The following is a 22,812-nucleotide window of genomic DNA, read 5'->3' on the forward strand; positions in this document are numbered from 1 at the left end:
ACTTAATTTGAAATAGAGTCATAAAAAAACCCGTTTTATAGCGGGTTTTTTTATGACTTGCATAGTTTTTGCTAATAACGCGCATGAAAATGTATTTAATTAATTACAACCTAATCAAGCATTTGCTGTAAAATCACGCTTGTTGAAATAAGGCGCTTAAGGCGTCTTAATTTGTTTCTGAAGCGGGTCTTTTTTTACAAAGACCATTTGTTTGTAAAATCCATAAGTTAACATGAAAAATATCCGTAATTTCTCTATTATTGCCCATATTGATCACGGCAAATCAACGCTTGCCGACCGAATTATCCATCTTTGTGGTGGTTTGGCCGACCGTGAAATGGAAGCGCAAGTGCTGGACAGCATGGATATTGAGCGCGAACGTGGCATTACCATTAAGGCGCAAACTGCAGCTTTGCACTACAAGGCGGATGACGGAGAGGTTTATCAACTTAATTTGATTGATACGCCAGGCCATGTGGATTTTAGTTATGAAGTATCACGCTCGCTTTCTGCTTGTGAAGGCGCATTGTTGGTGGTTGATGCCAGCCAGGGTGTTGAGGCGCAAAGTGTTGCAAACTGTTATACCGCGTTAGATTTAGGTGTGGAAGTCACAGCAGTTTTAAATAAAATTGATTTGCCCTCAGCTGATCCTGAACGTGTGAAACAGGAAATCGAAGACGTCATCGGCGTTGATGCCAGTGACGCTGTACTGTGTTCAGCTAAAACAGGTTTGGGTGTGCGCGATGTGTTGGAGGCGGTGGTTGCAAAAGTGCCGCCACCGGTAGGCGATGTGACTAAGCCACTTAAAGCGCTGGTGATTGATGCGTGGTTTGATAACTACGTTGGCGTGGTGATGTTGGTGCGCGTTATCGATGGCGTGCTTAAACCTAAAGATAAAATTCGCTTGATGGCGACACATGCCGATTTTCTGTGTGAACAAGTGGGTGTTTTTACGCCAAAATCCTTGCAAAAAACATCGCTGTCTGCGGGCGAGGTGGGCTTTATTATCGCTGGTATTAAAGAACTTGCCAGCGCCAAAGTGGGCGATACCGTTACCTTAGCAGCCAAGCCAGCGGCAGAGCCATTGGCTGGCTTTAAAGAAGTAAAGCCGCAGGTGTTTGCCGGTTTGTATCCAGTAGAATCGAATCAATTTGAAGCATTAAGAACGGCGCTTGAGAAGTTGAGTTTGAATGATGCTAGTTTGCTATTCGAACCTGAAAACTCTACTGCGCTAGGTTTTGGTTTTAGATGCGGCTTTTTAGGCTTGCTGCATATGGAGATCGTACAAGAACGTTTAGAGCGTGAGTACGATATGGATTTGATTACCACCGCGCCTACCGTGGTGTATGAGCTATTGTTAAAAGACGGCACAGTGATGCAAATTGAAAATCCATCACGTTTGCCTGAGCCTTCACGCATAGAAGAAACACGCGAACCAGTGATTAACGTGAATTTGCTGATGCCGCAAGATTATGTAGGGCCAGTGATGACGCTTTGCAACAATAAGCGCGGCATACAGAAAAATATGCAATATATGGGCAGACAGGTCATGCTCAGTTATGAAATGCCGCTGAATGAAGTGGTTCTAGACTTTTTTGACAAATTGAAATCTGTGTCGCGTGGTTATGCCTCCATGGATTATGAGTTTTTAGAGTTCCGTGCAGCTGATTTAGTCAAACTGGATATTATGGTGAATAGCGAGCGTGTGGATGCGCTCAGCATGATTGTTCATCGTGCAACCAGTGTCCACAGAGGGCGTGAAGTAGCGGCGAAAATGCGCGAACTGATCCCACGCCAAATGTTTGATGTGGCGATTCAGGCTTCAATAGGTGCTAATATTATTGCGCGTGAAACGGTGAAAGCCATGCGTAAAAACGTGATTGCAAAATGTTACGGCGGCGATGTGTCACGTAAGCGTAAATTGCTAGACAAGCAAAAAGAAGGCAAAAAACGCATGAAACAAGTGGGTAACGTAGAGATTCCACAAGAGGCGTTTTTAGCGATATTAAGAGTCGAAGATAAGTAAAAATTTAAGATAAATAAAAAAGGGTATTAACACATGTATTTTGCTTTGTTTATGATTGCAATTTTGGTGGTGACAGGATTGATCTGGCTACTGGATATTTGGGTGTTGCGTAAAAATCGTGGCAATCAAGCTGAACCTTGGTACGTGGAATACAGCAAAAGCTTTTTCCCGGTTATTTTGTTGGTATTTACACTGCGTTCATTCTTGGTCGAGCCATTTAAAATTCCATCTGGCTCAATGATGCCCACCTTGCTTGCGGGCGATTACATTTTGGTGAATAAATTTACCTATGGTTTGCGTGTGCCCGTGCTGAATAATACATTTATTAATATGAGTCAGCCCAAGCGCGGTGATGTATTCGTTTTCCATTATCCGCCAGAGCCGACGATTGACTACATTAAGCGCGTTGTCGGTTTGCCCGGGGATGTGATTCAATATCAAGACAAACATCTGACGATAAATGGGCAAAAATTAGACGTTAAGTTTACGGATAATTACAATTATAAAATGTCTTTTAAAGAGGCAGATGGCCGCGAGCAAGAAAACAGCATGACAGCACAACAATCATCAGAGCAACTGGGTGACGTGAAACATGATATTTTGATTCATGATATTCCAAATCAATACCCATCCGATTCACTTGGTGAAAAACTACAAAATGGCGAGGCCGTGACTGTACCAGCCGGCCATTATTTTGCAATGGGCGATAACCGTGATAATAGTGCCGATAGCCGTGTTTGGGGTTTTGTGCCGGAACATAATTTAGTTGGTAAAGCTTTTTTTATCTGGTTTAATTTTGATCAGTTTGGCAGAATTGGTACTTCAATTAAGTAACTTCTATTAATTAACTTGCAATTAATCGTCATCAAATTTAAGCAGGAGTGAATATGTATAACAATCAAAAAGGCGGATCGTTTATTGGCATGATCATCGTGATTGCGGCCATTGTTTTTCTAGGTATGCTAGGTTTGAAAGTAGGGCCTGCATATTTAGAGTTTATGAATGTTAAGAATGCGCTTAAAAGAGCTGCTAGTTCGGCAGATGTAACCAGTAAAAAAGCAGTTGCAGATGCGTTCGAGAAATCAGCGCGAGTAGATAATATTACTGTCGTTAAAGGCTCTGATTTAGTCGTAAACAATGGCGTTGTTTCTGTTGAATATCAAGTAGTTGTTCCTATTGTGGCTAATGCGAGTGCATTACTGGATTTTCATGCGACATCTGCTAAGTAATACTATTATTGTAAATACGATTTATGATATTGGATAGTCTCGCCAGCCGTTTGGGCTATCAGTTTAAAAATGCAGCCTTGCTTGCGCAAGCGCTTACGCACCGCAGTTTTTCGGCAAATAATAATGAGCGTTTAGAGTTTCTGGGTGATGGCGCACTTAATTTCATTATCGCTAATCAACTCTATAATCGTTTTAACAAGCTGCCAGAAGGCGATTTAAGCCGTTTACGCGCGCAGTTGGTTAAAGAATCAACTCTTTGCGAAATTGCCATTAGCCTGAATGTTGGTGAGTCACTTAAGCTGGGCGAAGGGGAAATGAAAAGCGCGGGCTGGAAGCGACCCTCTATACTGGCTGATGCACTGGAAGCGATTGTGGGAGCTGTCTATATAGATGGTGGTCATCTTGCCGCAGAGGCGCTGGTATTGCAGCTGTTTAGCGAAAAAATAAGTCAGATTGATCCCAAAATAATTGATAAAGATGCTAAATCACAGTTGCAGGAGTATCTACAGGCAAAAAAAATAGCTTTGCCTGATTACAATGTGGTGTTAATTGAAGGCGAAGCGCATGCACAAACGTTTAAAATTGCCTGCAATATACAGGCATTAAATATTAACACCGTGGGTGAGGGCACTAGCCGCCGCAATGCTGAACAACAAGCAGCCCAACTTGCACTAGACAAAATACTGGATAACACTAAATGAAACACATGAAACTGGACGCTCAATGACACAGGAAGCCGGCAAAAACTTTAGATGCGGCACAGTCGCGATTGTTGGTCGTCCTAATGTTGGGAAATCGACATTACTTAACCATATTTTAGGCATGAAATTAGCGATTACCTCGCGCAAGGCTCAAACCACGCGTCATCGTTTATTGGGGATTCATACCACCGACGATACGCAGTTTTTATTTGTGGACACGCCTGGCTTTCAGCAGAAACATTTAAATGCGCTCAATAAAGGTTTGAATAAAACCGTGACACAAGTGCTGACCGAGGTGGATGTGGTGCTGTTTGTCATTGAACCAATGAAACTCGGCGAGGCAGACGAAAAGGTATTGAGTTTATTGCCAAAAGATAAGCCAGTGCTATTGGTCGTGAATAAATCCGATTTGATGGGCGATAAAAATAATTTGTTGCCGTTGATTCAGGACTTTGATTTGTTGCATCCGTTTGTCGGCATTATTCCTGTAAGCGCAAAGAAATCACTACACTTAGATGAGTTGTTGGAAACGACGCGCCAATACTTGCCTGAACAGCCTGCGATTTATGGCGAGGATGAGTTAACCGATAAAAACGAACGCTTTTTGGCGGCGGAACTCATTCGCGAGAAGATATTCAGATTATTAGGCGATGAGATTCCATATTCAGTGACAGTGGAAATTGAAAAGTTTGAAACGGTTAAAAATCTGCGCCGTATTTTTGCCGCGATTATTGTGGATAAAGATAGCCAAAAACCGATGTTAATCGGTAAGAGTGGTGAGAAAATGAAACAAATTTCCACTGAAGCCCGTCAGGATATGGAAAAATTATTTGGCAGCAAAGTGTATCTGGAAACTTGGGTGAAAGTTAAAGGTGGCTGGGCAGATGACGAAAGGGCACTAAAAAGTCTAGGCTATTAGCTGACACAGCTTTAAAGTATATTGATTAAAATACTGAATGTTAACGATAAGATTTGGGTTGTAAACGATGTCTGAACACAATGTTTTTAATCTGCCGATTTATGGCAAGCCGATTGAGTTGGATGACGCCGGTATTTATTACGCGATTAATCGCAAAACCGGCAGTATTAATAATGTCTTTCATTTGCTGTATGAAGATGATGACTGGTATTTATATCAGCTAAAAAATACAGGCAAGGATGGTGAAATGGGTTGGGTGATATTGGCCGATAATGGTGATTACCCGCTCAAAAGCTTGGCGACAGAAGACATTAAGCATTACTTTGATAAGCCAGAATACGCCGAACCCAAAGGTGGCTGGCAGTTAATGCGTAATTCTCGCTATGGATTTGGTAAGTTTACGCCGATTCATGCAGAAGACGCGATCCAATACGCCATGATTCTATTCTCAGGTACCGACATGCTAATGCCGCTATTGATTAAAAAAGCCGAAGATGAAGTCTTACAAAGTTTGAGTCAGTTAGAACGTTAACTTTGGCTGTCGGATCAAACAATCAAAAATTAAGCGATCATCGGGTAGCAAATCAGCCGGTGTATGTTCTGCATACCTATCCTTTTAAAGAAACCAGCTTGGTGGTGGAGTTATTCAGCCAGCAGTTTGGGCGTACTGCAGCAGTCGCTAAAGGTGCACGCAGGCCACATTCCGCCATGCGTGGCATGTTGCAATCCTTTCAAATGCTTTCAGGCGCATGGTCTGGTAAAAATGAGCTTAAAACTTTACATAGCTTAGACTGGCACGCTGGTTTAACGTTGATTAAAGGCGAAGCGCTGATGTGCGGCTTTTATATGAATGAGCTTTTGTTGCGCCTGTTGCCGCGCGAAGATGCACATGAAAGTTTGTTTGAATACTATGATGCCACGCTTAAAACGCTGGCCAGTGAACAAGATTCAGTGAGTAATCAAAGCCTGAATAATAGTAAAAACTTAGCCATTACCTTGCGCCGCTTTGAGCTTAAACTGTTACAGGAAATGGGTTATGCCGTACCTTTGCTGACTGATGAAAATGATGTTGAGATTTCTGTCGATAAAAGCTATCGCTATGAGGCAGAGTACGGCGCATGTGAACTTGGTACCACCAAAAATGGCGTACAATTGAGCGGGTCAACGTTGCTGAATATGGCCAATGACGATTACACCGATAGCCAAACGCAAAATCAGAGCAAACAATTGATGCGCTACTTGTTGGCGCATTATTTAGGCGACAAGCCCTTGCACACCAGACAATTGCTGATTGATTTACAAGGTTTATAAGTTACTTTTTGTGATTTGATAATAGAAATTAAAAAATGATTAAATTAGGTGTCAACATCGACCACGTCGCAACGATTCGCCAGGCGCGTGGCACTAAATATCCCAGCGTGGTGCAAGCGGCATTGCGGGCAGAGCAAGCTGGGGCAGATAGCATTACGCTACATTTGCGTGAAGATCGTCGCCATATGCAAGATGCCGATATCTTTGCGCTACGACCTTTGCTGCAAACCAAGATGAATTTAGAAGTAGCCGTGACCGATGAAATGATCGGTATCGCGTGCCAAGTGAAACCGCAAGATGTTTGTCTGGTACCAGAGCGTCGTGAAGAGCGCACCACAGAAGGTGGGCTGGATGTGGTGATGCATTTTGATAAAGTAAAAGCCGCCTGTGAAAAATTAGCCGCGCATGGCATTCGCGTTTCGCTTTTTATTGGTCCAGATATCGCACAGATTGACGCCGCTAAAAGAATGGGCGCGCCAGTGATTGAGTTACATACAGGTACTTTTGCAGACGCAGAAACCGATTCAGAAAAGGCAGTGGAATTGAATCGCATTCAACAGGCCGTTGCACATGCTAAAAAGCTGGGTTTAGTAGTCAATGCAGGTCATGGTTTGCACTATCACAATGTGCATGAGATTGCCGAAATACAAGGGCTGGAAGAGCTTAATATTGGTCATGCAATTGTCGCGCATGCGATCTTCGTGGGCTGGGATAATGCGGTAGCTGAGATGAAATCGCTAATGAAAGAGTCTGCGCCAGCGTAGTTGATGATGATTTTTGGAATCGGTACTGACATTGTAGAAGTGAGTCGAATCGAAGCTTCTATTGCACAATTTGGTGATGATTTTGCCAAAAGAATACTGGCGGATAGTGAGTTTTCGAGTTATCAGAAATCGCAAATAAAGCCGCGCTTTCTGGCTAAACGATTTGCAGCAAAAGAGGCTTTTTCAAAAGCGCTTGGCACAGGTTTACGTGCACCAGCCACTTTTCAGAATATCGCGGTTTCGCATGATGCTTTAGGTAAACCAATATTGGTTTTAGCGGCAGAGTTAGAGGCACTGTTGTTAGCCAAAAATATCACGCAAACGCATATCAGTATCAGTGATGAAAAGAACCTGGCGGCAGCTTTCGTCATACTGGAAACATGACAGACGAATTGGATTTTGAGCGCCGTTTTGGTGGCGTAAAGCGACTGTATGGCGAAACAGGGTTAAAAAAACTCAATGCCGCGCATGTTGTTGTGGTTGGTATTGGCGGCGTAGGAAGTTGGGCCGCCGAAGCGCTGGCACGCAATGCGGTGGGGGCAATTACACTGATTGACTTGGATAATATCGCGGAGAGTAACGTGAATCGCCAATTACATGCAGTGGACGGCGCATTTGGTAAAGCGAAAGTCAGCGCGATGCGGGAACGTATTTTAACGATCAGTCCACTTTGTGTTGTACGCGAAATTGAAGATTTTATTACGCCTCAAAATATTACAACAATATTGAGCTTTGAATGTGACGTAATAGTGGATTGTATTGACGACGCGCAGGCTAAAGTCGCTTTGGCAGATTTTTGTAAGCGCAAGCAAACACCACTTATCATGGCCGGAAGCGCAGGCGGGCGACTTGACCCAACACGTATTCAGGTGGCAGATTTAGCGCAGGTAACAGGCGATAGGCTTTTATCCAAAGTGCGTAATCAATTGCGACGTGATCATGGTTTTCCTAAAGCAACTAATACTAAAAAATCTGCAAAATTTGGCATTGATTGTGTTTTTTCTGATGAACAAGTCATTAAGCCCGATTCAAGCAAAGCAAATACATCTGGAATAGAAGGTGTGTGTGAAATCGACTCTACTTCAATCACCGGATTAAATTGTGCGGGTTATGGTTCAAGCGTTTGCGTTACCGCACCATTTGGATTTGCCGCTGCACAATCAGCAATCAAAAAAGTCCTGCTTTAATCTACTTTGATTTAAATGTCGTTGTGTAAAAAATAGTCACTTAATAGTGACTAATATCTCTGTGCAATGCAGGCGTTAAATATTGCGCTGACAATTGCCTAAAAATAAACATAGCTTATCGGCCAAACGTGCAGGTTTCACAAAACTGTCATAATAAAGCAGGAAATCTGTCATAAGATATTCACCTATGATAATGCCAACTCCCAAGCTACTTGATCGCGATTTAAGTATCCTCAGTTTTAACCGACGCGTATTATGTTTAGCGCAACGTCAGGATTATCCCTTATTGGAACGTTTGAAATTTTTATGCATTGTTGCTTCCAATTTGGATGAATTTTTTGAGGTGCGCATGGAAGCACAATTAGATGCCATGCAGCGTCACATTAAAAAAGGTGTGGTGACGGTGAGTAGTTTTAATGCAGTATCGGAGCAGGCACATGCATTAATTGCGCATCAATATGCAATTTTTAACGATGAGTTGATGCCTGCTTTAAAGCAGGCTGGTGTAAATATTGTGGCGGGGCATGAGCGCACAGAAGAGCAAAAAAAATGGGTCGCCAAGTATTTTGAGGATAATGTAAAGCCATTATTGCTGCCGATTGCCTTGGATCGCGCACATCCATTTCCCTTGGTTGCCAGTAAAGCATTGCATTTTATTGTAGAACTAGCACCAGACAAGCCTGATAGCGCATCGAGCATTAATATTATCCGAGTGCCGCGTATTTTGCCAAGAGTGATGCAATTGCCAAATGATGGCGGAACACAGCAGCACTTTGTGACTTTGACCAGTATTATTGCAGCACATTTACCTGATTTATTTGGGCAGAAACCGCTATTAAGTTACTCCCAGTTTAGAGTGACACGTCATTCAGATTTAGATTTGGATGAAGATGATATTCATGATTTGCCAAAGGCATTGCGTCAAGAACTAGCGCAGCGGCCATTTGGTGAAGCCGTGCGTTTAGAGGTTTCGCAAAGTTGCGTGGCGCATTTGTCTGAATTTTTACTCACCGAATTCAATTTAACCACTGCATCACTTTACCCTGTACAAGGTCCTGTCAATTTAGGGCGACTCATTCAACTCACTGGTTTAGCGCATGGCGTTGATTCAGATGGTCGAGATTTGGCTTTTGTACCTTTTCAACCTGTTTGGCCTAAAGACTTAAACCCGGAAGAATCATTTTTTACCCAACTTAAACAAAAAAATGTGCTGATTCATCGGCCTTATGAAAGCTTTGAAGCGGTAATCAAGTTTTTACATGAGGCGGTGCATGATCCAAAAGTACTAGCGATTCACCAGACGATTTACCGCATAGGTAGCGATCCGCGCATGCTTAATTTGCTGCAAGAGGCCGTGCGACGCGGCAAAGAGGTGTTGGTGGTAGTCGAAATCAAAGCGCGTTTTGATGAGGAAACCAATATTAACTGGGCGGAGTCATTGGAAGCGATTGGTGCGCAGATTGTTTACGGCATGGTTGGCTTAAAAACACATGGAAAAATGTTGTTGGTGATGCGCCAGGAAGGTAAACGGATTAAGCGCTATGCACATGTTTCAACCGGTAATTACAACGCAAATACCGCAAAACTGTACACGGATATTTGCATGCTCACTAGCAACTTAACGCTCACGCGCGAGATAGAGTATGTGTTCAGGCATTTGACCAGCCAAGTTGCTTTGCCGCGCATGCGCCAGTTATTGGTAGCGCCGTTTAATTTACAAGCGACCATGTTGCGGCGAATTTCTGCTGCAAAACGTGCTTGTATGTTGGGCGGGCAAGCAAAAATCATCGCAAAAATGAATTCCTTAACGGATGAAGTGCTTGTTAAAGCCTTAATTAGCGCTGCGCAACAGGGTGTTACGATTGATTTAATTATTCGTGGCGCTTGTATTTTGCCGATTGATGCGCCCGGCGTAAATGGTCGTATTCATGTGCGTTCAATTGTCGGGCGGTTTTTAGAGCATTCACGTATTTTCTATTTTGAGATTAATCCGTTAAAAGGCAACCCAATAAAACGCATGTGGTTATCCAGTGCTGACTGGATGAGTCGTAACATGATTCGCCGTGTGGAGATTGCATGGCCAATTCTCGATGGTGAGTTGCAATCACGCGTGATGCAGGAATGCTTATTGCCTTATTTGGACGATACAGAAGATGCTTGGGTACTTGCTGAAAATGGCGCATATCAGCAACTGGATATGCAAAATATTAGCCATAGTAAACGCTTAAGTACGCAGAAAAAATTAATACAAACTTATACTAATTGAATATTGCAATAGTAAATGTTGCAACAAATGAAAAATGATTAAAAAACTACCTAGACTTCAATTTGATAACATTCTTGTCTGGCGCCACGCAGAGGCCGAAATAGCTAATTTTGACCTGGGTGAAAATGATGAAATAAGGCAATTAACCCACAAAGGACACGGACACGCCAAACGTATAGCGCGTTGGCTAAAAAAACATTTGCCCGACGATACGATATTGATTTGCAGCCCGGCTTTACGTGCATTACAAACTGCTGAGACATTGGATTATAAAATTCAATTACAGGATAGCTTAAAACCTAGTGCTAGTCTGGCGGATGTTTTGGCTGCTTTAGTGAAAATTCAAAACCAATTAAATCAGCAAAGTCCAAAAAATCAGCAAAAAAATGTATTAATCGTTGGTCATCAGCCTTGGATGGGACAACTGGTCGCTTATTTATTTGACCAATCCATAAATGATGCACAAAAAATGAATCCTGAAATTAATATCAGCATAAAAAAAGGCGCAGTATGGTGGCTACGCCTTCATTCAACTGAACATACAATTACTGTACATCAGCAATATAGATTACTCACTGTGCAAACGCCGAGTTTGCTATAACGATTACAGATAAATCGTTAATTTAGAATGTTAATAGGTAAGCGTCCTCTTTCAATCTTTTTTATTCGGTCTACCAGTTTTAATCACAGGAATTTTAGCCAAAGTGGTTTTAAGCGTATTGTCAGACATTGCAGCCAATAGTTTAATGCCAGCACGTAATAATTCACTTTTCTTAGCCGGTTGACCTAAAGAAGTTAAGCGTGCTTTAAGTAAAGCGATTTGCGCGTATTCATCTTTAGGCATCGTGAAGCTATCACGCTCCATTTTTACTTTATCCGATTTCGGTTTTTTGTCGTCTTTTTTACTGTCCTTTTTGCCTGCATCTGTTTTTGCTGATGCAGCTGGTTTTGTACTTGTATTTAGTGGCGCAGTTTTTGGTTTGGTAGCGGCAGCGACTGTCGCTTTTGCCTGTGGCTTAGCGGTAACTTTTGGCGCAGCAGTTGAGGCTACGGTTTTTTCAATGGCTGGGCTTGTTAATGGCGCTTTGGGTGGTGCAGGTTTTAGGCCTAGTGCTTGCGCTTGCATTGGTGAGATTTTAGACATATACAGACTCCTTTAATAAGCATTAAGTTGATGGTGCTTTTTAAAATCAGTATGGCTATGTATTTTAAAAAACAGTGTAAACAGTTTATACTGTTTATTTTGCATGTCAAATAATTTTAATTGCGTTAAATCATGTAGTTAAAGGCAGTTGGTTTGTGTGGCCATTAATCTGGCGTAGAAACAACCAGGCTCCAATTGGTTTTTTGCCATGCCAGAACTTCTTCTTCCAATAAATAGCAAGTTTGCGGAAAAGCTTGTTGCCATGAGCTTGGCAGGCTTAAAAAGAATGTATTTCCGGCGCGTTCAAGGCGGATATTCTTGAGTACAGGCATATTGCGCGAGTGGCAGAAAATAACGGCTAATCTTAATGCCAGCAATTTGGTAATAAAGTGCTCGTCATTAAAGTCCGCTTCCAGCTTTTTAAGTTTGCCGTAATGACCTAAAACCAATAAGCTTAAGGCATGCAGTTCGCTTTGTGAAAAGCCCATCAGTTCCGTATTGTCTAAAATGTACGCGCCATGTTTTTGTGATTCATTATGAGAAATAGAGGTGCCAATTTCATGACATAGCGCAGCCCAGCCTAATATCTGTCTTGGTTTGGTCTGCTCCAGTCTGCTTAATTCATGTGGCTGGTGGGCGGATTTTTGTAATGCAGGTGACACTGCATCAAAAAATCCCAGCGCTACTTTTTCGACGTTTTGTGCGTGCTTCATATTGACGCCAAAACGTGTCGTTAAACGCGCGATAGAGGCGCCACACAAATCTATGGGCGTATCGCTTTCTTCATTCATCATGTCATATAGCAGGCCGTGGCGCAGTGCACCTTTTGCCACGACTAATGAATCGAGTTTCAGTAAATCGAATATGCCGATTAAAATGCTTAAACCGCCGCCAATAACTGCTTTTCGATCTTCTTTTAATCCCATTAAGTCTAGTTTATCAGCCGTTTTCGCTTTAACCAGTTGGCTGCGAAGCCACGCCAAACCTTCACGTGTAATTTTATTTTCATCAAATCCGGCATAACCTAAAACTTCTGCCACTGCACCCACCGTGCCGGATGCGCCATAAGCGACATCCCATTGGCTGCGTTGATAAGTTGACGCTACGGCGTCCAAAAAGGATTCTGCAGCTATTTCTGCGCGTTGCAGATTTTTATCGGTCAGTTGACCATCAGCAAAGTATTTGAGCGACCATGCAACTGAGCCGACACGAAGTGAATCCGTGGTTTCTGCATCTAAATGCTGGCCTAAGATAAACTCGGTTGAGCGGCCGCCAATATCAATCACCAGGCGCTTTTCGTTCGATTGTGGCAGTAAACGGCTGACGCCTTGATAAATCAGGCGAGCTTCTTCTACGCCAGAAATAACTTCTATATCAAACCCCAAGGCTTTTTTGGCCAACTGAATAAATTCATCGCGGTTTTTGGCTTCGCGTAAGGTTTGTGTGGCAACCGCACGGACATGATGTTTAGGGAAGTCTTTTAACGTTTCACCAAAACGCGCCAAACATTTAAGCCCGCGCTCGATTGCTTCTGGCTTTAAGTTGCGCTCTTCATCTAAATCACCACCTTGGCGTACGGTTTCTTTTAAATAATCGACACGTTGAATGTGACCATTTTCATAACGGCCAATTTCCAGCCGGAAACTGTTGGAGCCCAAATCTACGGCGGCTAGTAGCGTTTCGTTAGAAACAATATTATCGTTTTTCATAATGCTTTTATAGCATATTTATTCGTTAATAAGATGACAGAAACGCTTAATTAAATATGAATTAACAAAAATTATTAAGTCAAAAGCGATTTCAATTTAAATGCTTATGCTTGAAATAATTGACTGCAACCCAATATCTAATTATCGATAATTAAAACAACAGACCAATTTAAAACTAAAAAATTAAGGATATTAAGATGGCAGCAGAAAAGCCCGTATCAGAAAAATTAGCCTTTCAGGCAGAAGTAAAGCAATTATTGCAGTTGATGATTCATTCCTTGTACAGCAACAAAGAGATTGTGCTGCGAGAACTCATTTCTAACGCATCGGATGCTGCTGATAAATTGCGTTTTGAAGCGCTTGCGGACGGCACGCTGTATGAAAATGATAGTGAGCTGAAAATTCAAATTGGCTTTGATAAAGCCAAACGTACTGTGACTATTTCAGATAATGGTATCGGTATGAGTCGCGATGAAGTCATCGCCAATATCGGTACGATTGCAAAATCTGGCACAAAAGAGTTCTTTAATGCTTTAACGGGTGATCAGGCCAAAGATGCGAATTTGATTGGTCAATTTGGTGTTGGTTTTTATTCCGCTTTTATTATTGCAGATAAAGTGACATTAACCACACGCCGTGCCGGCAGCGCTGATGCGGTTAAGTGGACAAGTACAGGCGAAGGCGACTACACGCTGGATGCGGTTAAGAAGGAATCGCGCGGTACGGAAATCACCCTGCATCTGCGTAAAGATGAAGATGAATTTTTAAACGATTGGCAATTGAAGTCGATTGTGCGCAAATATTCAGACCATATCACCTTGCCGATTGTGATGCACAAATCGGAATGGAAAGAAGGTGAGGACGGTAAAGGTGGTGAGATGGTCACTACCGACGAACTGGAAACAATTAATAAGGCTTCCGCACTTTGGGCGCGTAGCAAAAATGATATTACGGCCGATGAGTATAACGAATTCTACAAGCACGTTTCGCATGATCATCAAGACCCGCTAGGCTATACGCACAGCCGTGTCGAAGGTAAGCAAGAGTATATTTCTTTGCTATATATTCCAGGCAAAGCGCCATTTGATTTATACGACAGAGAGCGTCGTCACGGCATTAAGTTGTATGTGAAACGTGTGTTTATTATGGAAGATGCGGAAAAGTTAATGCCGCAATACCTGCGTTTTGTGCGCGGTGTAATCGATTCAGCCGATTTGCCTTTGAACGTATCGCGTGAAATCCTGCAGGATAGTCGCGATGTGGATGCGATTAAAAATGGCTCGGTTAAAAAAGTGCTCGGTTTGCTGGAAGATTTAGCAAGAGATAGGCCAGAGGATTATGCTAAATTCTGGTCGGAATTTGGCCGCGTATTAAAAGAGGGGCCAGGTGAGGATTTTGCCAATAAAGATAAAATCGCTGGCTTACTAAGATTCGCCAGCACCAATGCTGATAATGATACACAGAACGTTTCATTTGCCGATTACATTGGCCGTATGAAGCCTGAACAAGAAGCGATTTACTTTATTACTGCTGATACTTTTGCAGCGGCGCAACATAGCCCTCATTTAGAAATTTTCCGCAAAAAAGGCATTGAAGTATTGCTGATGAGCGACAAGGTGGATGAATGGTTGTTGAGTAGCTTAACTGAGTTTGAAGGTAAAAAACTGCAATCAATTGCCAAAGGTGATTTGGATTTAGGTAAGTTGGAAGATGAGTCTGAAAAAGAGGCTAAAGCAAAAATTGAGGAAGAGGCGAAAAGCTTGATTGAACGCATTAAGACTTCATTAGGCGACACAGTAAAAGAAGTGCGTGTGACGCATCGCTTAACTGATTCGCCTGCTTGTCTGGTGGCAGGTGAGCATGACCTTTCGGGAAATCTGGCGCGTATTTTAAAAGCGGCAGGCCAAAACGCACCAGATAGCAAACCGGTATTAGAGGTGAACCCAGCGCATAAATTGGTGAAACGATTAGAAGCAGAAACCGACGAGTCTAAATTTAAGGATTTAGCATACTTGGTATTTGATCAGGCCTTGCTAGCGGAGGGCGGCCAGTTAGAGGATCCAGCAAGTTTTGTACGCCGCATGAATAGCCTGCTGGTGTAGTCTTAATTTATTTTTATTTAGATTAAAAGCAAAAAGCCTGGTGTAAAAAGCAGGCTTTTTGCCAAGTAAACAATTCTTCACAAATGATTGGCTTGGTATTTGCTAAAATATATTTATCGGTAACTGTTAAGTATTCTTTAGAAAGCTACATTCGAATGAAAAACACGACTAAACCCGCAAAAAAACAAGCCATTGTTTTGCCAAAGCTCACACCTGTTAAACAGGCTTTGCAGAATCATTTAATCTTCTCATGTTTCAAGACAGACAGGGCTTCCACGCCAAGAGACTGGTATCACACCGCTGCTTATACGGTACGCGATCATGTGGTTGAGCGTTGGGTTAGGACGGCAGCATCTTATAATGATCAAGATCCCAAACGCGTTTATTACCTCTCATTAGAATTTTTAATTGGCCGCATGCTGACGAACGCTGCACTAAATTTGGGCATTAAAGATGAGTTAAGTGACGGTTTAGAGGCATTAGGCCGCAACATGGAATCTGCAGCTGAAATGGAAAACGATGCTGCTTTAGGTAATGGTGGTTTGGGGCGTTTGGCTGCTTGCTTTTTAGATTCAATGGCGACAATGGATATACCGGCAACTGGCTACGGTATTCGTTATGAATATGGCATGTTTAAACAAGCGATTGAGCACGGACAACAAGTGGAGAACCCAGATAACTGGTTGCGCTACGGCAATGTGTGGGAGTTTCAACGGCCAGAAGCGGCTTACGATGTTAAGTTTTATGGGCATGTGGTGCCAGTCACCGATGAGCATGGTGTTAAACACCACCATTGGTGTAATCCTCAACATGTTGTGGCAATGGCTTACGATGTTCCTGTGCCAGGTTATGGTACCGATACGGTTAATAATCTAAGGCTTTGGAGCGCAAAAGCAACTAAAGATTTTGATTTGCGTCAGTTTAACGATGGTAATTATGAGCAATCAGTAGAAGAGCGTACCGATTCAGAGACGATTTCAAAAGTCCTATATCCAAATGATGCGTCTGCATCGGGGCGCGAGTTACGTTTAAAACAGCAATACTTCTTTGTATCGGCTTCGATTCAAGATATTTTGCGCCGGTTTATCACGACACGTGATGTGAAAGCTGAAAAAGATTGGGCGGATTTACCCAATAAAATCGCCATTCAATTGAATGATACGCACCCGGCGATAGGTGTGGCTGAAATGATGCATCAGTTAGTCGATATTCACGGTTTGGCGTGGAATTTTGCCTGGAGTTTAGTGGTTAAGATATTTGCTTACACCAATCATACCTTAATGCCAGAAGCCCTTGAAACTTGGTCTGTAGAACTTTTTGGTACTTTATTGCCACGTCATTTAGAGATTATCTACGAAATTAATCAGCAGTTTATTACCATGGTGAATCATCACTTCCCCGGCGATACTGAGCTGATTCAGCGCGTTTCAATCATTGATGAAACGCATGGCCGTCGCGTGCGCATGGCACATTTGGCCGTGGTTGGTAGTCATACAGTCAATGGTGTGGCGGCTTTACACAGTGAACTATTGAAAACCACTCTATTTGCCGACTTTAATAAGATTTACCCGAACAAATTCACTAATGTGACCAATGGCATCACGCCGCGCCGTTGGCTGAATCAGGCCAATCCGCAGCTCGCTAGTTTGATTACAAGAGCAATTGGCGATGGTTTTCAAAAAGATTTAACACAGCTGGCTAAGTTAACCCCTTTGGCCAATGATAAAGACTTCCGCAAAGCATTTCGTGCCGTAAAACATGATAATAAATTACGTTTGGCCCGCAAAATTGAAAGCTTAATAGATGTTAAGTTGAATCCGAACTCTCTATTTGATGTGCAGATTAAGCGTATTCACGAATATAAACGTCAGCTACTAAATGTGTTGCATGTGATTACACTGTATAACCGCATTCGACATGGCGCAAAAGATATTACGCCGCGCACGGTAATTTTCGGAGGTAAAGCAGCGCCTGGTTATTGGATGGCCAAACTTATTATTCGACTTATCAATGATGTCGCCGCCATTGTCAATGACGATCCAGTAGTGGGCGATAAACTTAAAGTGGTGTTTTATCCCAACTATGAAGTTTCTGCCGCTGAGATTTTATTCCCAGGTAGCGATTTGTCTGAGCAAATATCCACGGCAGGCACGGAGGCAAGTGGTACTGGTAATATGAAAATGGCGTTGAATGGTGCGTTGACGATTGGTACCTTGGATGGCGCTAATGTGGAAATTAAAGAAGAGGTCGGCGACGACAATATCTTCATCTTTGGATTAACTACGCCGCAAGTGGCCGAAACTAAGGCAAGCGGTTATAACCCACGCGATTATTACCATCAAAACGCCGCTTTAAAAGAAGTGCTTGATATGATTGGTAGCGGATTCTTTTCGCTGGAAGAGCCAAGCCGCTATCAGGCAATTGTCGATAACTTACTCAATAATGACAATTACTTATTGCTTGCCGATTATGCTGATTATATTGCTTGCCAGGATGAAGTGGCAAAAGTGTATAAGGATCAAGAGGAGTGGTCGCGTCGCGCCATTTTAAATGTCGCGCGCATGGCAAAATTTTCTAGCGATAGAACGATCGGCGAATATGCTAATAATATATGGCAAGTGCAGTCATTAAAGTAAGCATGGACGTTATACGAAAATAAATGAGGCCTTGAAATCTAGCCATTAAATTTAATTCAGTAAATCATCTCAACCATGCAGCGGTAAAGTAAACCCCAATGTAACTGTTTCGTTGTATGATTTAGCCACAAAATTACAACGCTGAGGGAAGTCATGAAAAAAATCATCCTAACAACATTGTTAACGTTGTTTGTTTCACAAGTTAATGCACTGGAAGTAAGTGATTTAAGTAACGATGAAGCCAGTAGTGGCTTAAAGGCGGCACTCATACAAGGTGCAGGACAAGCCGTGAGTAAACTTGGAGCAACAGATGGTTTTTTTGCTAACAAGCAAGTCAAAATACCTTTGCCGGAATCCATGCAAAAAGCCGAAAAAGCCATGCGCATGTTTGGCATGGGTAAACAGGCAGATGAGTTAGTGCTAAAAATGAATCGCGCCGCCGAAGCTGCGGTTCCGGAAGCCAAAGCGCTGTTAATTGATTCCGTTAAGAAAATGTCTTTAGCCGATGCAAAGACAATATTGACCGGTTCTGAAGATTCGGCCACGCAATATTTTAAAAAAACCACAGCATTGCCGATGGGTGAGAAATTTTTACCCATTGTGAAAAAAGCCACTGAAAATGTTCAACTCGCCCAGCAATATAATAAGTTTGCCGAAATGGGCAGTAAATACGGCTTGGTTAAAAAAGAAGATGCCAATTTAGAGCAATACGTTACCCAAAAAACATTGGATGGTGTGTATTTAATGATGGCGCAAGAAGAGGCTGCTATTCGCAAAAACCCGCTTGGTCAAGCCAGCAGTTTGATTAAAAAAGTATTCGGTGCAATTGGTAATTAAATTAAACAGAATTAATCAGTAAGCTTAGCCCTTGTTCTATATGGATTTTCATATAGTTTGAAATGGTTTGGCGATTGTCTATACGTATGAATCTTAGATGAAACGCTCAATACCGTTTGACACAAGGGTCTTGGCTTGCTATAGTCTCATTTCTCGGCGGTATGTACGCTGAATCGGACGCGGGATGGAGCAGTCTGGCAGCTCGTCGGGCTCATAACCCGAAGGTCACAGGTTCAAATCCTGTTCCCGCAACCAAAGAATTAAAGCCGCACTAAAATACACCGTTAATATTAATTGGCAATCTTTAAAATTAGTGTTGACGTGGCATAAATGCTCTGTATAATGCGCACCTCGTTAACGCAAAGCGTGAAACGAAAAGCTCAAAAGTGACTCACTTTTTGTAGTGGATAAAAAGCTCTTTAACAAACTGAACGACTGATAAGTGTGGGTGTTTGTGGTCAAGACACATTGACTTAGACGCAACGAATGCTTGGCTTCGGCCTTGAATGTTTTGTTGTTTGGTTTAAGTCAATACTCAAGATAACAAATGCTTACACTTAAATTTATGACAAGTATGTAATAAGGCTTATTTAGCAATAAATAAGCAGTACACAAACCTTGACAATGAATTTGAGAAAAACAGCTCAACACATACTTAGAATTTCTCTAAGACATGATTGGGTTGCAAAGCAAAAAGCGAATACCACCTCGAAAGAGGAAAAAGTAATAGTCATACATTAAACTGAAGAGTTTGATCATGGCTCAGATTGAACGCTGGCGGAATGCTTTACACATGCAAGTCGAACGGCAGCACGGGAGCTTGCTCCTGGTGGCGAGTGGCGAACGGGTGAGTAATATATCGGAACGTATCCAATAATGGGGGATAACTAATCGAAAGGTTGGCTAATACCGCATACGCCCTACGGGGGAAAGCTAGGGACCTTCGGGCCTGGCGTTAATGGAGCGGCCGATATCTGATTAGCTAGTTGGTGAGGTAAAAGCTCACCAAGGCGACGATCAGTAGCTGGTCTGAGAGGACGACCAGCCACACTGGAACTGAGACACGGTCCAGACTCCTACGGGAGGCAGCAGTGGGGAATTTTGGACAATGGGCGCAAGCCTGATCCAGCCATTCCGCGTGAGTGAAGAAGGCCTTCGGGTTGTAAAGCTCTTTCGCAAGGGAAGAAAGATTATCCTCTAACATAGGATGATTATGACGGTACCTTGATAAGAAGCACCGGCTAACTACGTGCCAGCAGCCGCGGTAATACGTAGGGTGCGAGCGTTAATCGGAATTACTGGGCGTAAAGCGTGCGCAGGCTGTTTTGTAAGTCAGATGTGAAATCCCTGAGCTCAACTTAGGAACTGCGTTTGAAACTACAAGACTAGAATATGTCAGAGGGGGGTAGAATTCCACGTGTAGCAGTGAAATGCGTAGAGATGTGGAGGAATACCAATGGCGAAGGCAGCCCCCTGGGATAATATTGACGCTCATGCACGAAAGCGTGGGGAGCAAACAGGATTAGATACCCTGGTAGTCCACGCCCTAAACGATGTCTACTAGTTGTTGGTGGAGTAAAATCCATGAGTAACGCAGCTAACGCGTGAAGTAGACCGCCTGGGGAGTACGATCGCAAGATTAAAACTCAAATGAATTGACGGGGGCCCGCACAAGCGGTGGATTATGTGGATTAATTCGATGCAACGCGAAAAACCTTACCTGGCCTTGACATGTACGGAACTTTCCAGAGATGGATGGGTGCTCGAAAGAGAGCCGTAACACAGGTGCTGCATGGCTGTCGTCAGCTCGTGTCGTGAGATGTTGGGTTAAGTCCCGCAACGAGCGCAACCCTTGCCAATAATTGCCATCATTTAGTTGGGCACTTTATTGGGACTGCCGGTGACAAACCGGAGGAAGGTGGGGATGACGTCAAGTCCTCATGGCCCTTATGGCCAGGGCTTCACACGTAATACAATGGTCGGTACAGAGGGTCGCCAACCCGCGAGGGGGAGCTAATCCCAGAAAGCCGATCGTAGTCCGGATTGCAGGCTGCAACTCGCCTGCATGAAGTCGGAATCGCTAGTAATCGCGGATCAGCATGTCGCGGTGAATACGTTCCCGGGCCTTGTACACACCGCCCGTCACACCATGGGAGTGGGTTTTACCAGAAGTAGGTAGTCTAACCGTAAGGGGGGCGCTTACCACGGTAGTATTCATGACTGGGGTGAAGTCGTAACAAGGTAGCCGTATCGGAAGGTGCGGCTGGATCACCTCCTTTCTAGAGAACAAACCTTGGTTGCAAACATTCACACTTATCAGTCGTTCGGCAGTAGCAACATCAAAAAAGATTGGCCAACATAGCAAAAGCAGCAATGTGATTGCTACCTTAACAGGGTCTGTAGCTCAGCTGGTTAGAGCACCGTCTTGATAAGGCGGGGGTCGATGGTTCGAGTCCATCCAGACCCACCAGATTAAACCTCAAATGGGGGATTAGCTCAGCTGGGAGAGCACCTGCTTTGCAAGCAGGGGGTCAACGGTTCGATCCCGTTATCCTCCACCAAACAATTTTGATGTTGTAAGTAAGCTAAGAAATTAGAAGCAAGCATTTAACAATGAGTGTTTACTTCTAGTTTTTAACTAGACTGATCTTTAACAAAATGGAAGAAGTAAAGTGAATGCACATTATTGTGATGATATGTGTGTATTCAAAATGGGTAGTAATTGATTGCAAAATCGAAATATTTTGCTTCGTTTAGTTCCAGTTAGATAGTGTCGTAATTGATAGTAATATCGGTTACAACATGAAATAACCAAGAAATAAATGAAACAAAAAACCAGTTAATGTTGTACAACCTTGCAGCATTAACGAAGTAGCTTTAGAAAAAACTATAACGCATGTTCTCATGCATGATGATATCTGGATTTAAAAAGGGTTCAGGTGTTAACGTTATAGGATCAAGTGAATAAGTGCATATGGTGGATGCCTTGGCGATTACAGGCGATGAAGGACGTGATAGCCTGCGTAAAGTTTCGGGGAGCTGGCAAATAAGCTTTGATCCGGAAATGTCCGAATGGGGAAACCCACCCGCAAGGGTAACCGCTCCTGAATATATAGGGAGATGGTGGCGAACCGAGTGAACTGAAACATCTAAGTAGCTCGAGGAAAAGAAATCAACCGAGATTCCGTAAGTAGTGGCGAGCGAACATGGAACAGCCTGTTATTTTTAGCATATGCGATAGTAGAACGGAATGGAAGTCCGGCCATAGAGGGTGATAGCCCCTTATACGAAATCCCGTGTGTGGAACTAGGGTAACGACAAGTAGGGCGGGCACGAGAAACCTTGTCTGAACATGGGGGGACCATCCTCCAAGGCTAAATACTCGTAATCGACCGATAGTGAACCAGTACCGTGAGGGAAAGGCGAAAAGAACCCGGGAGGGGAGTGAAATAGATCCTGAAACCGTATGCATACAAACAGTGGGAGCGGACTTGTTCCGTGACTGCGTACCTTTTGTATAATGGGTCAGCGACTTACATTCAGTAGCAAGCTTAACCGATAGGGGAGGCGTAGCGAAAGCGAGTCCGAATAGGGCGTCTAGTTGCTGGGTGTAGACCCGAAACCAAGTGATCTATCCATGGCCAGGATGAAGGTGCCGTAACAGGTACTGGAGGTCCGAACCCACAAATGTTGAAAAATTTGGGGATGAGCTGTGGATAGGGGTGAAAGGCTAAACAAACTTGGAAATAGCTGGTTCTCTCCGAAAACTATTTAGGTAGTGCCTCGTATCATTCTCGGGGTAGAGCACTGTTATGACTAGGGTTCATAAGAACTTACCAACTCATTGCAAACTCCGAATACTGAGAAATGCAATTACGGGAGACAGACCATGGGTGCTAACGTCCGTGGTCAAGAGGGAAACAACCCAGACCGACAGCTAAGGTCCCAAATGACGTGCTAAGTGGAAAACGAAGTGGGAAG

General features: G+C 43.2%; 17 protein-coding genes, 3 tRNA genes and 2 rRNA genes. 20 read left to right on the forward strand and 2 right to left on the reverse strand.

Annotation, left to right across the window (positions count from 1 at the left end; all coding sequences use genetic code 11):
• Nucleotides 1–232: 232 nt before the first annotated feature.
• The 12 genes from lepA (at nucleotide 233) to K370_RS11180 (ending at nucleotide 11,004) form a co-directional block, all read left to right on the forward strand.
• On the forward strand, nucleotides 233–2,026 hold the full coding sequence (gene lepA, locus K370_RS11125; RefSeq protein WP_047541570.1) for a translation elongation factor 4: 1,794 nt from the start codon (nucleotides 233–235) through the stop codon (nucleotides 2,024–2,026).
• 33 nt (nucleotides 2,027–2,059) lie between these two features.
• The gene (gene lepB, locus K370_RS11130; protein WP_047541572.1) at nucleotides 2,060–2,860 is read left to right on the forward strand and encodes a signal peptidase I; all 801 of its coding nucleotides are present in this window, start codon (nucleotides 2,060–2,062) and stop codon (nucleotides 2,858–2,860) included.
• A 53-nt stretch (nucleotides 2,861–2,913) separates the two neighbouring features.
• A complete protein-coding gene (locus K370_RS11135) occupies nucleotides 2,914–3,255 on the forward strand; it encodes a DUF4845 domain-containing protein (RefSeq protein ID WP_047541574.1) in 342 nt (113 codons plus the stop codon).
• Between the two features lie 23 nt (nucleotides 3,256–3,278).
• Nucleotides 3,279–3,956, forward strand: a complete 678-nt coding sequence (gene rnc / locus K370_RS11140) for a ribonuclease III (protein WP_047541576.1) — start codon at nucleotides 3,279–3,281, stop codon at nucleotides 3,954–3,956.
• Between the two features lie 22 nt (nucleotides 3,957–3,978).
• On the forward strand, nucleotides 3,979–4,875 hold the full coding sequence (gene era / locus K370_RS11145; protein WP_047541578.1) for a GTPase Era: 897 nt from the start codon (nucleotides 3,979–3,981) through the stop codon (nucleotides 4,873–4,875).
• A 67-nt stretch (nucleotides 4,876–4,942) separates the two neighbouring features.
• Nucleotides 4,943–5,407, forward strand: coding sequence for a hypothetical protein (locus K370_RS11150; RefSeq protein WP_047541580.1), 465 nt, complete (start codon nucleotides 4,943–4,945; stop codon nucleotides 5,405–5,407).
• Nucleotides 5,408–5,409: 2 nt separating this feature from the next.
• Entirely contained in the window at nucleotides 5,410–6,186 is a 777-nt protein-coding gene (recO, locus tag K370_RS11155; RefSeq protein WP_047541582.1) for a DNA repair protein RecO, read from the forward strand.
• 35 nt (nucleotides 6,187–6,221) lie between these two features.
• The gene (pdxJ, locus tag K370_RS11160; RefSeq protein WP_047541584.1) at nucleotides 6,222–6,950 is read left to right on the forward strand and encodes a pyridoxine 5'-phosphate synthase; all 729 of its coding nucleotides are present in this window, start codon (nucleotides 6,222–6,224) and stop codon (nucleotides 6,948–6,950) included.
• A gap of 6 nt (nucleotides 6,951–6,956) precedes the next feature.
• Nucleotides 6,957–7,334: a holo-ACP synthase gene (acpS, locus tag K370_RS11165; protein WP_047541586.1), complete on the forward strand. Its 378-nt coding sequence runs from the start codon at nucleotides 6,957–6,959 to the stop codon at nucleotides 7,332–7,334.
• The gene (locus K370_RS11170) at nucleotides 7,331–8,137 is read left to right on the forward strand and encodes a tRNA threonylcarbamoyladenosine dehydratase (protein WP_047541588.1); all 807 of its coding nucleotides are present in this window, start codon (nucleotides 7,331–7,333) and stop codon (nucleotides 8,135–8,137) included. Before acpS ends, K370_RS11170 begins: the two co-directional genes overlap by 4 nt.
• A 193-nt stretch (nucleotides 8,138–8,330) precedes the next feature.
• Entirely contained in the window at nucleotides 8,331–10,403 is a 2,073-nt protein-coding gene (ppk1, locus tag K370_RS11175; RefSeq protein ID WP_081977205.1) for a polyphosphate kinase 1, read from the forward strand.
• Between the two features lie 34 nt (nucleotides 10,404–10,437).
• Nucleotides 10,438–11,004, forward strand: coding sequence for a SixA phosphatase family protein (locus K370_RS11180; protein ID WP_047541592.1), 567 nt, complete (start codon nucleotides 10,438–10,440; stop codon nucleotides 11,002–11,004).
• Nucleotides 11,005–11,055: 51 nt separating this feature from the next.
• Here K370_RS11180 and K370_RS11185 read toward each other — a convergent pair whose 3' ends face one another.
• Nucleotides 11,056–11,547, reverse strand: coding sequence for a hypothetical protein (locus K370_RS11185; RefSeq protein WP_047541594.1), 492 nt, complete (start codon nucleotides 11,545–11,547; stop codon nucleotides 11,056–11,058).
• 164 nt (nucleotides 11,548–11,711) lie between these two features.
• Nucleotides 11,712–13,256 (reverse strand): exopolyphosphatase, encoded by a 1,545-nt coding sequence (gene ppx, locus K370_RS11190; RefSeq protein ID WP_047541595.1) that lies wholly within the window; start codon nucleotides 13,254–13,256, stop codon nucleotides 11,712–11,714.
• A 197-nt stretch (nucleotides 13,257–13,453) separates the two neighbouring features.
• Between ppx and htpG the strand changes: the two genes are divergently transcribed.
• The 8 genes from htpG to K370_RS11230 form a co-directional block, all read left to right on the forward strand.
• Nucleotides 13,454–15,358, forward strand: coding sequence for a molecular chaperone HtpG (htpG, locus tag K370_RS11195; protein WP_047541596.1), 1,905 nt, complete (start codon nucleotides 13,454–13,456; stop codon nucleotides 15,356–15,358).
• Nucleotides 15,359–15,513: 155 nt separating this feature from the next.
• Nucleotides 15,514–17,994: a glycogen/starch/alpha-glucan phosphorylase gene (locus K370_RS11200; RefSeq protein WP_047541999.1), complete on the forward strand. Its 2,481-nt coding sequence runs from the start codon at nucleotides 15,514–15,516 to the stop codon at nucleotides 17,992–17,994.
• Between the two features lie 153 nt (nucleotides 17,995–18,147).
• Nucleotides 18,148–18,831: a DUF4197 domain-containing protein gene (locus tag K370_RS11205; RefSeq protein WP_047541598.1), complete on the forward strand. Its 684-nt coding sequence runs from the start codon at nucleotides 18,148–18,150 to the stop codon at nucleotides 18,829–18,831.
• A gap of 178 nt (nucleotides 18,832–19,009) precedes the next feature.
• Nucleotides 19,010–19,086: transfer RNA gene (locus K370_RS11210), tRNA-Met, on the forward strand.
• Between the two features lie 484 nt (nucleotides 19,087–19,570).
• A 16S ribosomal RNA gene (locus K370_RS11215) occupies nucleotides 19,571–21,110 on the forward strand.
• A 114-nt stretch (nucleotides 21,111–21,224) separates the two neighbouring features.
• Nucleotides 21,225–21,301: transfer RNA gene (locus tag K370_RS11220), tRNA-Ile, on the forward strand.
• A gap of 15 nt (nucleotides 21,302–21,316) precedes the next feature.
• Nucleotides 21,317–21,392 (forward strand) — tRNA-Ala (locus K370_RS11225).
• A 393-nt stretch (nucleotides 21,393–21,785) separates the two neighbouring features.
• A 23S ribosomal RNA gene (locus K370_RS11230) occupies nucleotides 21,786–22,812 on the forward strand; the annotation flags it as partial.

Source organism: Methylotenera versatilis 7, assembly GCF_000799165.1.
Classification (GTDB): domain Bacteria; phylum Pseudomonadota; class Gammaproteobacteria; order Burkholderiales; family Methylophilaceae; genus Methylotenera_A; species Methylotenera_A versatilis_A.